Source organism: Chryseobacterium lathyri (genome assembly GCF_030812195.1).
In the GTDB taxonomy this organism is placed as follows: Bacteria; Bacteroidota; Bacteroidia; order Flavobacteriales; family Weeksellaceae; genus Chryseobacterium; species Chryseobacterium lathyri_A.
Genome location: NZ_JAUSSF010000002.1, coordinates 893,733 through 907,945 on the forward strand (window position 1 = coordinate 893,733; position 14,213 = coordinate 907,945).

Here is a 14,213-nt window from a genome sequence, read left to right on the forward strand (position 1 = left end):
ATGAGCAACGACTTACAAAACATAAAAAACCGCTTTGGAATTATTGGGAATTTTCCGGCACTGAACCGTGCTTTAGAAAAAGCAATCCAGGTTGCGCCTACAGATATTTCCGTTCTGGTCATTGGAGAAAGTGGGGTCGGGAAAGAATTTATCCCGAAGATCATCCATTCGGAATCCAAAAGAAAACATCAACCTTATATCGTAGTGAATTGTGGTGCAATTCCGGAAGGAACTATTGATTCTGAGTTATTTGGCCATGAAAAAGGAGCATTTACCGGAGCTACAGCAACCAGAAAAGGATATTTTGAGGTGGCAGACGGTGGGACGATCTTCCTTGATGAGGTAGGAGAGCTTCCCCTGCAGACTCAGGTCCGTCTTTTAAGAGTGTTGGAAAGTGGTGAATTCATGAAAGTAGGTTCTTCTCAGGTTCAGAAAACCAATGTGAGAATTGTGGCAGCTACCAATGTCAATATGATGAAGGCCATTCACGACGGAAGATTCCGTGAAGATTTATTTTACCGTTTGAATACCGTGCAGATCGACATGCCGCCTTTACGGGAGAGGAAAGGGGATATTCACTTACTGTTCAGAAAATTCTCAATAGATTTTGCAGAAAAGTACAGAATGCCGGAACTGGAGCTGGAGCCAAGTGCTGTTCATTATGTTGAAAATTATAGTTTTCCCGGAAATGTCCGCCAGTTGAGAAACCTGGTAGAGCAGATGACCGTGGTAGAAAGAAACAGGCAGGTAACTGTTGAAAAGCTGGCTGAATATATTCCTATGGAGACCCATCTTCCGATGGTTGTGAATAATCCGAATGCTCAAAAGCAGAATGATTTCGGAAGCGAAAGAGAAATTATGTATAAAATTCTCTTTGATATGAGAAGTGATATTAATGACTTAAAGTCACTCACCTCAGAACTGATCAAAAACAGGGGAACCGCTGATCTCAGCAATCAGGAGAAAAACCTGATCAACAGGATCTATTCCGCAGAGCAGACACAGCCAGTCAGCCAGAATTCACTGCTGTATTTCGAAGACAAATCGCCGGGAGTACAGTCTTCACCTACTATTATTTCAAATGCTGATGATAGCTATGAAGATATTGAAGATATAGAAATAGAAGAAAACAGGCCGGAATCCTTATCTCTTCAGAATAATGAAAAAGATTTGATTATCAAAGCATTAGAGAAACATAAAGGACGCAGAAACAGAGCTGCCGACGAACTTGGAATTTCACAGAGAACTTTATACAGAAAAATAAAGCAATATAATTTAGAAGATTAAAAAAACAGGAATGCTGTTTTCCATACCTTTGGGAATCTGTATGAGCATGTAGTCTATAAAGTTGTGTTAGAGAATAAAACGGTATGAGTAAATTAAAAATAATATTTGGGTTTGTAATTCTTTCGCTGTTTCAGCAGTGTTACTCTTTTACAGGATCTTCATTGACGGATGAAAAAACCGTCCAGATCAATGAATTTCCTAATAATGCAGCGCTTGTGAATCCTACCCTTTCCCAGCAATTTTCTACAGATATCCAGAACAGATTTCTGCAGAGAACCACATTAAAAGGAACAAAATCAAATCCTGACATTTTAATAGAAGGTGAAATTTCAGATTACAATTTTTCGCCTACTACGATCAGCTCCAATACACTGACAAACCCTTCGGGAGGCGTTGTACAGCAGGCACAGAGCAAGCTGACCATCAGTGTGAAAGTGCATTATGAAAATAAAATACATCCGGATTCCAGTTTTGACAGAACCTATTCGGATGAAGTGGTTTACAACAGCGACCTGAGCCAGAGCCAGATAGAAACTTCCCAGGTGAAGCTTGTAACAGACAGAATTATTAATAAGATATTTAACGATATTGTAGCCAATTGGTAAGATGAATCCCAGAGTTTTAGAATTATTAAAGAGTCCCAAAAATATACAGCCAGAAGATCTCAGTCTTTTGAAAGAAGAAATCCATGCTTTTCCCTATGTACAGAACATCAGGGCGCTTCATTTGTTTGGGGTACATCTTTATGATAAAGAAAACTATCAGAAAGAACTTTCCACAACCGCTGCTTATACCACAGATAAAAAACTCCTTTACCAGCTGATCAACGGTAAAATCCAGCGTGAACCGAAACCGGAAACTGCAGAAGACAAACAAGCTTCTAAAACATTGGAAAAACCGGTAAAGTATTCTTATAAGGAGAAAACATTCCCGATAAAAAGAGAGTCTCCCGAAAAGAAGGAGAACAGATATGAGGAGGCAGCAGGTATGATACAGCCTGCACAGGAAATCAAGCATGTTCATGTCAACGGAGAAAGAAACAGAATTCTTTTTGAAGGAGAAGAGAATTTCCTTGACGAAGTACATTCTGAAACAATAGATATTGAATCTACGCTGGAATCAGGCGTATTGGTTACGCAAAAATCCGGGCCAGTAACAGAAAATCTTAACGAAAAGATTATACCTGAGCCGGGCACGGATAAAAATGAACAGTCTGAAAATTCAGAAGCTGGAATAGAATTCACCCCTGAATTGATTGTTGAAGAAAATAAAATTGAAAGTCCTGAAGAAGAGCAGAAAATCAATAAAGATGATGAGCTAAGCTTTCATGAAGTTGAAACCCTAAACCCCGAAACAGAGGCCGTTCAAAATACAGAAGAAGTTGAAATTATTGAAGAATCTCCACTTGTTGAAACAGATGTGGCCTCGGAAATTGCTAATGAAGATGAGAGTGTAAATGAACCTCATGCTGAGATCAGCTTCCACGGGATGGATGAATTCCTGCCAGAAGTTAAGATTCAGGGAAGACCTGATAATGAATCTGTTGCTGTTGAAATTCCTAAGCCGAATGTGAATAAGCACGAGGAAGAAATGAGACGCCTCATTGAAGAAGTGGAGAAAAAAATGAAAGAAGCACAGGTGATACCAAAGCCTGAGAATGAGGAGCGGGAAACTGCTGATCATGAGATCAGTTTTGCTGAAACACAGAGCTTTCATTTCTGGTCCACTGAAAAAGAAGAGCCAAAAGCTGAAGAACCTGCTGCGGAAGCAATAGAAAATATAATCGAACAGCCAATTCAGCATGAAGAGCCTGTAGAGATTCAGGAAAAAGTAGAAAAAATCGAAACTGCTGTAGAAGAATCTTCTGCCTGGAAGCCTATGAGCCTGGAGCCCAACCTGCCTGATTCTATGATCAGCCATGCTAGTGTAGCCCCTGCAGCTAAGACGGAAGCTCCAAAAGAGGAGAAAATCCCGGTAATAGCAGATAACGAGGCGGAAATTCCTCAACAAACTGAAGAGTTTCAAAAAAGTCCTGATGCAGGCGTAGAAGAAGAACATCCTGTTGCTGAAGAAGAAATACCTGAAATTGTAGAAGAAAAAAATGGAGAAGTTGAAAAATCAGAAGAAACGATCGAAACAAAAATGCCAAAAGAAGAAGCACCAGTTATGAATGTATCTTTCTTTGGGACCGATATTTCGAGTCTGGCAGTAGAAAAAGCAGCAAAAGAAGAAAAGCCCGTTCAGGAAATCAAAGAAGAAAACACCGGACAAATACAAGCTGACAGCAATGTGCCGGGGTTTATCAATACATGGCAGAGCTGGCTTAAGATTGGCAGAACAGAAGAGGCGCCTCAAAAAGAAAAAACTCCGGTTCAGGAAAAGGTTATTGAAGCTTTCATTGAAAATAACCCTAAAATAAGTCAGTTAAGAGACGAGAGCACTTACATTGTCAAAGAAAAGAATGATGATATTTCCCATTTGATGACAGAGACACTTGCTAATCTTTACTTCGAGCAGAAACTCTATACTAAAGCCATAAAAGCATTTGAAATTCTGATCAATAAAACCCCTGAAAAAAAGGAATATTTCCAGTCCAAAATCCAGGAAATAAAAGATTTCAGAAGTAAAGGCTAAATAGGCTTAAAAAGATATTAAAAAAGGCTGATCACAGAAAAGTGTCCAGCCTTATTTTTTATATTGTATCAGTGGCATCATCTTTACTGCCACGCAGTTTACGCCATGCTTTCCGTCCGAAAATAACAACGAGAATAATCATAATGAGCGCAAAAACGGCAGCGATAACTGGTGCAGCCATTGCTAATATGGACATAATTCCGGCGCCTGCGGTTTCAGTAGTTCCCACTACAGAATTTCCCAGGCCACCCGTTGTCGCAGTAGAGGCTGCCCGGATTCCTGCAAAACCGGAACTGATGGTAGCAGCTGTTCCGCCTCCTGCAATTAATGCAAGTGCCCACTGGGGAAAAGTTCCAAGATCAGCAAACTGGCTGGCAAATAAAACAGAGCCCGCTACAGTAGCCAAAGGAACCGAGACCGTATCCAGCAGATGATCCACAAACGGAATGTAATACGTTAAAATTTCAGCGATTGTCGCAATTCCGGTAGTAATGAGCGCCGGAAGCCCCGAAAGCCATTCAAAATGCTCATTCATCGGAATCCAGTGAAAATAAGAAGCGAGACTTACCGCAAACATCGGCAGAAAAACTCTAAAGCCTGTAGCAGCAGCCAATCCTATACCAATGAAAGCACTGAGTATGTAGGGAAAATAGGGAACTTGATCTAACATTTTAATTTTCAGATTTATTGTTTCCCCTAAAATTACAAAAACTATGCAAGATTTTGTAAAAAATAAGTACTTGTAGATTTTATAGCAACAACTTTCCGGAATCATCTGTGCAAATCTGTGCTATCTGTGGTTAAATACAGCTTCAAGCATTACAACAGTTTCATTGGGGAATTACTACACTGTTATTGTTACATCATTGAGGCCTCTTCTGCATATGGCAAATTTTGATAAATTGCTCTTCCACATCCTGAAACTTGGCCGGCATTTCGGGAGAAACCCAAAACATCATGGCTAACGTTTTTTCTCCAAAAGCTTCTTTAAACAGGTTCTTATTCAAACGATAGCACTCCCTTAAGAGCCTTTTTACCCGGTTCCGGTGTACAGCCTTCTTAAAATATCTTTTAGAAACAGATACCCCGAACTTATGGCTTTCCACTTCCAGATTGGGTTTGTCTTTCAGAATAATGATCCTCAGATTTCCGCAGCTCCTCCACTTACCTTTTTCAAAAAGTAAAGCAATCTCAGTATTTTTTTTGAGTTTTTCTTCTCTGGAATATTTGAAGTTCTGCATTAATCTTGTTTCACTAGATAATTAATCACTTCAGCCGCTGCATATAATCCGAAGATGGCAGGAATATAGCTGATAGTGCCGTAGAAAGATCTTTTGTAGTTGGCTCCGTCCGTCATTTTCAAACTTTCTTCCTTCTGAAGTTCATTCGAGAATACACACCGGAAACCCTTATTGATCTTTTCCTTTTTAAGTCTTTTTCTGATCTGTCTGGCAAGAAAACAGTTCTGAGTTTTGCTGATATCTCTTACCATTACTTTGCTGGGATCTGTTTTTCCGCCTGCTCCCATAGAGCTGATCAGTTTTATTTTTCTTCTTTTAGCAGCTTTAATTAGGCATAATTTTGGAGTTACACTATCGATACAGTCCAGGATATAATCGAACTTACTGGAATCAATAACTTCGTCCATTCTTTCCGGATTGAGGAATTCATTGATCTTGATTAAATTCATTTTTGGATTGATGTCAAGAAGCCTTTCGGCAACCACTTCCACTTTATGCTTTCCTACTGTAGAATGTAATGCAGGAAGCTGTCTGTTGACGTTGGTGATATCTACTGTATCGCCGTCTACAATGGTCATATTTCCCACTCCGGCTCTGGCTAAAAATTCTGCGGCAAAAGAACCTACACCACCTAAGCCTATTACCAGTACATTCGCTTTATTAAGTTTTCCCAGTCCTTCTTCTTTGATCAGGAGCTCTGTTCTCTCCAGCCAATACTTATCCATTCTTTATTGTGTCTAAATTTTCTAAAATATGTTCATTCAGTTTTTCCAAAGAAATACCCTTTAACTCCGAAACTTTTGAATATAATTCCTCTATGTTAAAATATTCATTATCAGTTTCTAAAAACATTCGGTTCAAAGGAGTGCTTCTTACAATATCCTGCAAAGATAGATGATACAAAACGGCTTTTCCAAAACTCAAATAAAAATTATTTTTCAGAAGATCTTCCGCTATCCGTTGCTTTTTGTTAAAACCGTGAATGATAACCGCCTGTTCAGCCTTTTTCTTAAAAGAGATTACTTCATAAAACTTTCTTACACAGTGAATAATCAAAGGTTTTTTCACCTCATTGGAAATCATAATCTGCCTCTGAAAAATCTGCTCCTGGATATTCTGGGGTATAGAAACAATAGAGTCCAGTCCGCATTCACCGATGGCCAGACAGTTTTCTGAAATGTTTGATTCCAGCCACCTGAACTGTTCCTCTATAGATCCCACGGCAATGTCTTTAGGATGTATCCCTATAGAATAGGGGGAATCTGGTGGGACTGTCCCGAAATCTATATTATAAATCCCATACAGGTTATTCTTCTTATGATGGTGAAAATCAAAAAAATCCATTCACAAAAGTACAATTATCCAGAAAATTAATTTAAAATTTTAAACGAACGTTTATAATTTTGTTAAAAATTTCTTAACTTTACTCAAAGTGCACTTCATGAGAAAAAAATTTACAGAAAAACAGATCCATATTTTGGACATTGCTGAGGAGCTTATTGCCAAAAAGGGGTATGAAGGGACCTCTGTGAGGGATATCTGTTCCAAGGCCAATATTAATGTGGCGATGATTTCCTATTACTTCGGTTCCAAAGAAAAAATGATGTCTTATCTCTATCAGTACCGCGTACTGAAAACCAGAGAGAATTTTTCTGAATTTGCAGACACCATCAAGGATGGCAAGCCGGAAATGCAGCTTAGGGAGATCATCAAATACATTGTTTCCCAATTATTCAAATACAATTATTTTCACGGATTTGTAACGCAGGAGCTCAGACATACCGAAAACTTAAAAGATGAACTGCTGGATTTCTACCAGCTGTTTGTGAAAAAGCTGGATGATGTCATCAAAAAAGGAGTTGCATCAGGAGTATTTACCTTCACTCCAAAGCCTGAAGATATTCTTACCATGATCATAGGATCCACATTGTTCGTCATTAGGAATAAAAATTTCTATGAGCTGTATGTACCGAGTAAAAACGAAGAAGCTTACACCAAAGAAGCTGAGAAAAAAGTGAGAATGAATCTTTTAGTCAGCGTTTTTGCGATTTTAGGATATGCTGCAGACTAATTTTACGTTAAATATTCATAAAAAAAAATCTATTGACAAAAAAGTTATATTTTTGCAAATTAGTAAATCGGCTGTATCATCCGAAAACTGTTGAATTTTTTATATGAAAAAATATATTTTAGGTCTTTTTGCAGTGGCGGTTCTTTCCTCATGCGTAAGCCAGCAGGAAAAAGCAATGAAGAGTGCTGACAAGAATTTTATCTTAAAGGCGGCTAATGATAATTTTGCCAAAAAGAAATGGAAAAATGCCTTGGCTTTATATGACAGGCTTACTAACCTCGTAGCAGGAACAGATGATTTTCCTAATGTGGGTTTTAATACTGCCTATGCAAATTATTATGACAAAAATTATAAACTGGCAGGACATCAGTTTAAAAACTTTGCAGTAAACTTCCCTAAGGATCCAAGAGCAGAAGAAGCGGCATATATGTCTGCATTATGCTATTATGAAGGTTCCATGGATTACAACCTGGATCAGTCTACCACAGAAACTGCGATTAATGAGCTTCAGGATTTCCTGACCAATTATCCAAATTCTGAAAGATCTAAAAATATCAGCCAGCTGATTGACGAACTGTCTTATAAATTAGAATTCAAAGCATATGAAAATGCAAGACAGTACTTCAAAATGGGTGAGTACAAAGCCGCTAACGTAGCTTTTGAAAATGTATTGGAAGATTTCCCGAGTACTAAGCTTCGTCCGAAGATTTACGATTATATCATGAAATCACGCTACGAGCTGGCTTTAAAGTCTATTTATGACCTTAAAGATGAGCGTATAGAAAGTGCTCTGTCTTATACAAAGCTGGTAGAAAAGGAAGTTCCGAATACAGAATATTCCAAAACAGCAACAGACCTTAGAACGAAACTGATAAAAGAAAAAGAAAATTTTGCTGTCGTTAAAAAACAGACAGAAGCAAGAATTGCGGCATTAACGGCAAGACAGAAAAAGGAGGCAGAAAAAATGGCAGAAAAAGGTAAAGCCGAGCAGCAGATCAAAGATCAGATCAGTAATGAAAAGAAGGCAATGCAGATCCAGAGGGATAGTGCGGCACTTCAGACCCCTCCGCCGGCGGCCACTTTCAAAATCCAAAGATAATTCGTAAATTTGCCACCTTATTAATAAAATAATTTTCTCAAAATGAGCGTAAAAGATACAAAAGCAGAAGTAAATACTATTACTTACGATAAAGACAAGATTGAAGATAAAGTAGGTTCAATCTATGAAGCTATTGTTATCATGGGAAAGAGAGCAGAGCAGATCAATGCAGAGATCCGTACGGAGCTTCACAATAAACTGGACGAATTTGCTGTGCACAATTCTACATTGGAAGAAGTTTTCGAAAACAGAGAGCAGATTGAAATCTCTAAACATTACGAAAAACTTCCTAAGCCTACTTCTATTGCTATCGAAGAATGGCTGAATGAAGATATCTATTTCAGAAAGACAGAAGACAGAAAATAATCATTTGTGTTTTTTATATATGAAGGTCATAAGGGAATTCAGTTCTTTTATGACCTTTGTCTGTTTATACCCTGTCTTTGTGCGAAAAAATAAGTAATTTAGGAGTTCAAAAATTAAAACTAAATGAGTGTTTCCGGTAAAAAGATACTTATCGCTGTTTCTGGGGGAATTGCGGCCTATAAAATTCATTTCCTGATCAGGGATTTTGTAAAAAAAGGAGCCGAAGTTCAGGTGATTGTAACTCCCGATGCAGAGCAGTTTGTAACGAAATTAAGTCTTTCAACCCTTTCCAGAAAACCTGTGTATTCAGATTTTTATGGTGATAACGGTATCTGGAACAGCCATGTGGAGATGGCTTTATGGGCAGATGTAATGATTATAGCCCCATGCACGGCCAATACATTAGCTAAAATGGTTCACGGCATGTGTGGCAACCTCGTGATTGCCACCTATATGTCTGCAAAATGTCCAGTGTTTATTGCTCCGGCCATGGATCTTGATATGTATGCACATCCTTCCACTAAACAGAATCTTGAAATGGCAGAAGATTATGGGCATATCATCATTCCTGCTGAAACCGGTGAACTGGCCAGCGGATTGGTAGGACAGGGAAGAATGGCAGAACCTGAAACCATCTTTAAAACTGTTGATCATTTCTTTACTTCTGGAAATCAGACCAAAAGCTTAGAAGGAAAAACAATACTGATCACGGCTGGGCCTACCTATGAAGCTCTTGATCCCGTGAGATTTATCGGGAACCATTCCTCCGGCAAAATGGGTTTTTCCCTTGCTGAAGAAGCCTCAAAAAGAGGAGCGAAAGTTATTTTGATATCAGGACCCAGCTCACAAAAAACAGATGATAAAAATATCCAGCTTCATAAAGTAACCTCTGCCAAAGAAATGCTGAATAAAGTTTTTGAATTTTATGACCGTGTGGATATTGGTATTGCGAGTGCAGCAGTAGCAGATTATGCTCCAAAAGAGGTAGCAAAAGAGAAAATTAAAAAAAATGATGATAGCTTAACCATCGAATTGGTTAAAAATCCAGATATTCTTAAGACAATGGGTGAAAAGAAAACCCATCAGTTTTTGGTAGGTTTTGCGCTGGAAACCCAGAATGAAGAAGAAAATGCCAAAGGAAAGCTGGAAAAGAAAAACCTCGATATGATCGTACTGAACTCGCTCCGTGACGAAGGAGCCGGCTTTAAGAATGATACCAATAAAATCAAAATATTCACCAAAACAGAGAAAAAGGAATTTGATCTCAAATCTAAGGACGAAGTAGCTGCGGATATTCTGGATTTTGTTGAGGCTCAACTTTTAAAATAATTTTAATAAATTTCCGTTCTCAATTTTTAATAGATAATGAAAAAAATCATAAGCTTATTTTTGCTGCTTTTTATATATAATCTGAGTTTCTCCCAGGAATTGCTTGCAACTGTACAGATCAACTCCCAGCAGTTGGGAGGAAGTAACCAGCAGGCCTATAAAGCTCTGGAGAAAAGTCTCAGAGACTTTATCAATAATACCAGCTGGACGGGGAAAAAGCTTCAAAATTTCGAAAAGGTTAAATGTAATTTTGCTGTCGTGATCGCTGAAAGAGATGGAAACAGATTCAAAGGAAGTATTGTAATCCAGGCTGTCCGTCCGGTGTACAATACCAGCTATGAATCACCATTAGTCAACCTTCAGGATCAGAGATTTGCATTTGAATATGTGGAAAATGAAAATCTTGTATTCAATGAAAGACAGTTTTCCGGAAAAAACCTGATTGATGTGATCAGTTTTTATGTGTACGTGATTTTAGGGTATGATGCTGACAGTTTTCAGTCTATGGGTGGAACACAGTGGTTTGCAAAAGCACAGCAGATCGCTCAGAATTCCCAGAACAGGAATTATGAAGGATGGAATGTTATCAATGAGCCGCGAAGCCGCACGATCCTGATCAATGAAATCATCAACCCGAACTGGAGCCAATTACGTTCCACAATGTATACTTACCATAGAGCAGGTTTGGATAATTTATTCAACCAGGACCAGACCGCTGCGAAAAAAGTGATTTTTGATGCCCTGTTACAGCTGAAGAGATATGAAAACTCTTTCCAGCAGTCCTATTATTTCAATCTGTTCCTTGATAACAAAAGTGATGAGATCTTTAATGTTTTCAATTCCGGAAACAACGGAGGAATTGTCATAAACGACCTTAAACAGCTGATGATGACGCTCTCTCCAAAAAATTCGGAGAACAAATGGAATAAGTGGAAATAAAGATCCTTTGCTTCAAGTTATGAATACTTAATTCTATACTCTATATTTGCATTACCTAAAGTAATCAGCTATTATCCATGCTTTCGAGAATTTACATTAAAAACTTTGCTTTGATTGATACTCTTGAAGTATCATTGAATAACGGTCTGCAGGTAATTACCGGAGAAACCGGAGCGGGGAAATCTATTATTTTAGGAGCCTTAAGGTTAATCCTCGGAGAAAGGGCTGAAGCTAAATCCATTTCTAAATCAGAAGAGAAAAGCATTGTAGAAACTGAATTTGACCTGAATAACCAGTTCAAAAAATTTTTCATTGAAAACGATCTCGATTATGAGCATCAGACCATTATCAGGCGGGAAATTCTTCCTTCAGGAAAATCCAGGGCATTCATCAATGATGTCCCTGTAACCCTTGATGTACTTAAAGAACTATCTTCAAAACTGATTGATATCCATTCGCAGTTTGAAACCTCAAACCTTTTTACCTCAGAATACCAGTTTAAAATTATTGACGGCCTTTCTGAAAATAAAAAGATTATTGAAGATTATCAGAATGAATTTTCAGACTTTCAGAGTTTAAAAATACAGCTTAAAAAATTTCAGACCCAGCTCTCTGAAAACAGAAAAGAAAGTGATTATAAAGAATTTCTCTTAAACGAGCTGGAGGAACTGAAACTGGATGATGTAGATTATGAAGACCTTCAGAACCAGCTTTCTATCCAGGAAAACGCCGAGATGATCTCTGAAAATTTGGTACAGATTCTTTCAAGATTTCACCAGGAAGAAGTAGGAATTCTGTCTTTCTTTAACGAAGCTAAAAATAAACTGTCAAGGATTTCCGAAGTTTCAGGCAGCTTTTCAGAACTGGACGAAAGGCTGGAAACCTCTTTTGTGGAATTGAAAGATATTATTTCTGAACTTGAAAATGAATCGGAAAGAATAGAAATCAATCCGGCTAACCTTGCGATCCTTGTTGAGCTTAATAATAAAATCAATGCTTTATTTTTGAAACATAACGTTTCTGACATCAATGAATTGAAAGAGCTCAGAGATCAGCTGGCGGGGGAAAAAAAAGGGGCTTCAGAGCTTGAAGATTATATTGAAGAGCTTGAAGAAAATATTTCCAAAAAAGAAAAAATACTTCAATCTCTGGCAGAAAAACTTTCAAAAAACAGAAAGAAGTCTATTTCTGTCTTTATCAAAAAAGCAGAAGACCTTCTCAAAAAATTAGGTCTTGAAAAAGCCAGAGTTGATATTGAGCTTCAGGATACAACAGAGTTTAATGCATTTGGGAAAGAAAATATACAGTTGCTGTTTCAAGCCAATTCAGGCTTTCCTTTAAAACCGATCCAGACAGCCATTTCCGGCGGTGAAAGATCAAGAGTAATGCTTGCCGTGAAGAAGATCATTGCCGAGAGCGATGAGCTTCCAACCCTTATTCTTGATGAAATTGACACGGGAGTTTCCGGAAAAGTGGCAGAAGAGATCGGAAACCTGATGAGAGAAATGGCCACGGATATGCAGCTTATCGTTATTTCCCACCTTGCACAGGTTGCTGCAAAAGGAAATGACAACTACAAAGTGGTGAAACGTGATATTTCCGGCAAAACACAGTCCACCATCATTCCTCTGAATGACGAGGAAAAACTGAACGAGATCGCCCAGCTTCTTTCCGGAAGTAAAATTACTGAAGCGGCGCTGGCACAGGCGAAAGAATTAATAGGCTAAAAAAACTGTAACATATTTTACATTATACTGACTAATGTAAAAAACTAAAATATGTTTCTAAAGTTCCTCAGGCTTGAAATCAAAAGCTTTTTCCGTGGTACTTCTGTAGGCTTAAATCTGGCCATGAAAATCCTTCGTTTTATAGGAATTTTTTATTTTATGGCATGCCTGGCGGGTGGTGCTTTTGCTGTATTCTTCTATGTACGGGATGAAATGCACTTGGATCCTTTAAAAGTTGTTTCAAAATTTTTAGTTATTGCATGGGCGGTAGATCTGATCTTAAAATACATCTGGCAGGAAATGCCAACTCAGAATATCAAACCGTTTCTGACCCAGAATATTCCGAAGAATACGCTGGTCAATTATATGTTTGTGAAAACCTTTCTTTCGGCGTTAAGCTGGCTGAATTCTTTATTCTTTATCACATTTTCTGTCATTGCACTGTTCAATGGATATAGTGTGACGGGTGTTTTGACCTGGTTTATCGGGATCTCCCTTTTGTTTTATCTTAATAATTTTATCAATATTCTGTTTAATGATAAGGAAGCAGTTGCCATTATCATAGGACTTTTATTTGCTGCGGTGGCCGGGCTTGGATATTATAATATTGTACCTGTGCTTTCTTACTCAGAAAGATTTGTCTACGGTTTCTACAAGAATCCTTATATGGTGGTAATTCCGATTATGCTGTTTTTCAGTCTTTGGAGAATATGCTTTAATTACGTCCGTAAAGAATTTTATCTGGATCGGGGATTAGAAGCTAAAAAGCAGTTCGGGAAAACGGAAAATATTGCTTTCTTAAATAAATATGGTGTTATCGGAACGTTTATCAACAATGATATTAAAATGCTGAGACGTAATAAGGTAACAAAAGGTATTCTGATTGGAAGCTTTTTCTTTCTTTTTTACGGATTGCTGATGTTTACGTCTACGATTTATAAAACACCTGCCATGATGATGTTTATGGGGTTGTTTGTAACCGGAGGTTTTCAGTTTCTTTTCGGGCAGAGGGTTCCTGCTTTCGACAGTTCTTACTATCCGCTGATGATGACGCTGAACGTTCCCTACAAAGAATATCTCAAAGCTAAATGGTGGCTGATGAACATTATGACAGCAGCTTCAATCATTATTGCATTGTTCTACGCCTATTTCGGCTGGGAGCTGTATGTTACATTTTTTGCAGCTGGACTTTATAATATTGGGGTAAATTCCCAGCTTACCCTTTGGTCCGGAGCATTTAATAAAACCCAGATCGACCTTAATTCAAAGGAAAAAAGAATAGGACAGAAAAACAGCTTTAATCTGAAATCCATGCTCTTGTTAATTCCGAAAATGCTGCTTCCAATGGGTGTTTTTGCTCTGTCAAAATATTTCTTTGGAATTACAGCCGGAGTTGTAAGCATTGCCGTTTTTGGACTTTTAGGATTCTTCCTTAGAGAAAAAATATTCGATATCATTGTCAAACAATATAAACGCGAAAAATACAGTACACTGGACGCATTTAAAAACAAAGACTAACT

Annotated in this window: 14 protein-coding genes; 10 read left to right on the forward strand and 4 right to left on the reverse strand. The window is 38.0% G+C overall.

Features of this window, described 5'->3' with window-relative positions; translation table 11 throughout:
• The 3 genes from J2T03_RS14330 (at position 1) to J2T03_RS14340 (ending at position 3,921) form a co-directional block, all read left to right on the forward strand.
• Positions 1-1,287, forward strand: coding sequence for a sigma-54 interaction domain-containing protein (locus J2T03_RS14330; protein ID WP_307212069.1), 1,287 nt, complete (start codon positions 1-3; stop codon positions 1,285-1,287).
• 83 nt (positions 1,288-1,370) lie between these two features.
• The gene (gene lptE, locus J2T03_RS14335) at positions 1,371-1,892 is read left to right on the forward strand and encodes an LPS assembly lipoprotein LptE (protein WP_306841437.1); all 522 of its coding nucleotides are present in this window, start codon (positions 1,371-1,373) and stop codon (positions 1,890-1,892) included.
• 1 nt (position 1,893) lies between these two features.
• Positions 1,894-3,921 carry a tetratricopeptide repeat protein gene (locus J2T03_RS14340; RefSeq protein ID WP_307212072.1) on the forward strand — a complete coding sequence of 676 codons (2,028 nt, stop codon included), beginning with the start codon at positions 1,894-1,896 and terminating at the stop codon, positions 3,919-3,921.
• 58 nt (positions 3,922-3,979) lie between these two features.
• Here J2T03_RS14340 and J2T03_RS14345 read toward each other — a convergent pair whose 3' ends face one another.
• From J2T03_RS14345 to J2T03_RS14360, 4 genes are all read right to left on the reverse strand, one after another.
• Positions 3,980-4,591, reverse strand: a complete 612-nt coding sequence (locus J2T03_RS14345) for a DUF4126 domain-containing protein (protein WP_306841441.1) — start codon at positions 4,589-4,591, stop codon at positions 3,980-3,982.
• A gap of 193 nt (positions 4,592-4,784) precedes the next feature.
• A complete protein-coding gene (gene rnpA / locus J2T03_RS14350; protein WP_307212075.1) occupies positions 4,785-5,162 on the reverse strand; it encodes a ribonuclease P protein component in 378 nt (125 codons plus the stop codon).
• Positions 5,162-5,887: a tRNA threonylcarbamoyladenosine dehydratase gene (locus J2T03_RS14355; protein WP_306841445.1), complete on the reverse strand. Its 726-nt coding sequence runs from the start codon at positions 5,885-5,887 to the stop codon at positions 5,162-5,164. The genes rnpA and J2T03_RS14355 overlap by 1 nt, the downstream gene beginning before the upstream one ends.
• Positions 5,880-6,506, reverse strand: coding sequence for a TatD family hydrolase (locus J2T03_RS14360; protein WP_307212078.1), 627 nt, complete (start codon positions 6,504-6,506; stop codon positions 5,880-5,882). The genes J2T03_RS14355 and J2T03_RS14360 overlap by 8 nt, the downstream gene beginning before the upstream one ends.
• A gap of 97 nt (positions 6,507-6,603) precedes the next feature.
• On the opposite strand from J2T03_RS14360, the gene J2T03_RS14365 reads away from it, so the two are divergent.
• The 7 genes from J2T03_RS14365 to J2T03_RS14395 all read left to right on the forward strand — a co-directional run bounded on the left by J2T03_RS14365 (position 6,604) and on the right by J2T03_RS14395 (position 14,211).
• Positions 6,604-7,233, forward strand: a complete 630-nt coding sequence (locus tag J2T03_RS14365; protein WP_073328854.1) for a TetR/AcrR family transcriptional regulator — start codon at positions 6,604-6,606, stop codon at positions 7,231-7,233.
• Between the two features lie 103 nt (positions 7,234-7,336).
• Positions 7,337-8,332 carry an outer membrane protein assembly factor BamD gene (locus J2T03_RS14370; protein ID WP_307212081.1) on the forward strand — a complete coding sequence of 332 codons (996 nt, stop codon included), beginning with the start codon at positions 7,337-7,339 and terminating at the stop codon, positions 8,330-8,332.
• Positions 8,333-8,374: 42 nt separating this feature from the next.
• Positions 8,375-8,698: a DNA-directed RNA polymerase subunit omega gene (locus tag J2T03_RS14375; protein ID WP_027372958.1), complete on the forward strand. Its 324-nt coding sequence runs from the start codon at positions 8,375-8,377 to the stop codon at positions 8,696-8,698.
• Positions 8,699-8,821: 123 nt separating this feature from the next.
• The gene (gene coaBC, locus J2T03_RS14380) at positions 8,822-10,027 is read left to right on the forward strand and encodes a bifunctional phosphopantothenoylcysteine decarboxylase/phosphopantothenate--cysteine ligase CoaBC (RefSeq protein WP_307212084.1); all 1,206 of its coding nucleotides are present in this window, start codon (positions 8,822-8,824) and stop codon (positions 10,025-10,027) included.
• Positions 10,028-10,063: 36 nt separating this feature from the next.
• Positions 10,064-10,966 carry a type IX secretion system protein PorD gene (porD, locus tag J2T03_RS14385; RefSeq protein ID WP_306841465.1) on the forward strand — a complete coding sequence of 301 codons (903 nt, stop codon included), beginning with the start codon at positions 10,064-10,066 and terminating at the stop codon, positions 10,964-10,966.
• A gap of 77 nt (positions 10,967-11,043) precedes the next feature.
• Entirely contained in the window at positions 11,044-12,693 is a 1,650-nt protein-coding gene (locus J2T03_RS14390) for a DNA repair protein RecN (protein ID WP_306841467.1), read from the forward strand.
• A gap of 51 nt (positions 12,694-12,744) precedes the next feature.
• Entirely contained in the window at positions 12,745-14,211 is a 1,467-nt protein-coding gene (locus J2T03_RS14395; RefSeq protein WP_307212087.1) for a DUF5687 family protein, read from the forward strand.
• Positions 14,212-14,213 lie beyond the last annotated feature (2 nt).

Excerpts from the sequence above, each read along its gene's own strand:
- coaBC (WP_307212084.1), top strand. The coding sequence starts at position 8,822 with ATGAGTGTTTCCGGTAAAAAGATACTTATCGCTGTTTCTGGGGGAATT.
- J2T03_RS14395 (WP_307212087.1), top strand. The coding sequence starts at position 12,745 with ATGTTTCTAAAGTTCCTCAGGCTTGAAATCAAAAGCTTTTTCCGTGGT.
- J2T03_RS14365 (WP_073328854.1), top strand. The coding sequence starts at position 6,604 with ATGAGAAAAAAATTTACAGAAAAACAGATCCATATTTTGGACATTGCT.
- J2T03_RS14330 (WP_307212069.1), top strand. The coding sequence starts at position 1 with ATGAGCAACGACTTACAAAACATAAAAAACCGCTTTGGAATTATTGGG.
- J2T03_RS14390 (WP_306841467.1), top strand. The coding sequence starts at position 11,044 with ATGCTTTCGAGAATTTACATTAAAAACTTTGCTTTGATTGATACTCTT.
- J2T03_RS14370 (WP_307212081.1), top strand. The coding sequence starts at position 7,337 with ATGAAAAAATATATTTTAGGTCTTTTTGCAGTGGCGGTTCTTTCCTCA.
- rnpA (WP_307212075.1), bottom strand. The coding sequence starts at position 5,162 with ATGCAGAACTTCAAATATTCCAGAGAAGAAAAACTCAAAAAAAATACT.
- porD (WP_306841465.1), top strand. The coding sequence starts at position 10,064 with ATGAAAAAAATCATAAGCTTATTTTTGCTGCTTTTTATATATAATCTG.
- lptE (WP_306841437.1), top strand. The coding sequence starts at position 1,371 with ATGAGTAAATTAAAAATAATATTTGGGTTTGTAATTCTTTCGCTGTTT.
- J2T03_RS14355 (WP_306841445.1), bottom strand. The coding sequence starts at position 5,887 with ATGGATAAGTATTGGCTGGAGAGAACAGAGCTCCTGATCAAAGAAGAA.
- J2T03_RS14345 (WP_306841441.1), bottom strand. The coding sequence starts at position 4,591 with ATGTTAGATCAAGTTCCCTATTTTCCCTACATACTCAGTGCTTTCATT.
- J2T03_RS14375 (WP_027372958.1), top strand. The coding sequence starts at position 8,375 with ATGAGCGTAAAAGATACAAAAGCAGAAGTAAATACTATTACTTACGAT.
- J2T03_RS14360 (WP_307212078.1), bottom strand. The coding sequence starts at position 6,506 with ATGGATTTTTTTGATTTTCACCATCATAAGAAGAATAACCTGTATGGG.
- J2T03_RS14340 (WP_307212072.1), top strand. The coding sequence starts at position 1,894 with ATGAATCCCAGAGTTTTAGAATTATTAAAGAGTCCCAAAAATATACAG.